Annotated in this window: 1 protein-coding gene; it reads left to right on the top strand. The window is 56.2% G+C overall.

Translation table 11 applies throughout. The annotated features are described in order from the left end of the window. Positions 1–36: 36 nt before the first annotated feature. A partial coding sequence (locus B9T16_RS29415) for an ELWxxDGT repeat protein (RefSeq protein ID WP_410246471.1) occupies positions 37–423 on the top strand: 387 nt, incomplete at its 3' end.

Below are 423 nucleotides of genomic sequence, written 5' to 3'. Positions count from 1 at the left end.
CCGGGGACTGGGAGTTCCTTTCCCTCTAATTTCACCGTGTTCAACGACACCCTGTACTTCACGGCTTACGACCCCACCAACGGCACAGAGCTATGGAAGAGCGACGGCACTCAGGCGGGTACAGTCCTGCTCAAAGATATCAACCCGGGGACTGGGAATTCCTCTCCCTCTAATTTCACGGTGGTCAACGACACCCTGTACTTCAGGGCTAACGACCCCACCAACGGCACAGAGCTATGGAAGAGCGACGGCACTCAGGCGGGTACAGTCCTGCTCAAAGATATCAACCCGGGGACTGGGAGTTCCAATCCCTCTAATTTCACCGTGTTCAACGACACCCTGTACTTCAGGGCTAGCGACCCCACCAACGGTATAGAGCTATGGAAGMGCGACGGCACTCAGGCGGGTACAGTCCTGCTCAAA

The organism is Arthrospira sp. PCC 8006, assembly GCF_046480465.1.
Taxonomy (GTDB): Bacteria; Cyanobacteriota; Cyanobacteriia; order Cyanobacteriales; family Microcoleaceae; genus Limnospira; species Limnospira platensis.
The sequence above is the reverse complement of the archived record's forward strand: the minus strand, read 5'-3'. Positions and strand labels throughout refer to the sequence as shown.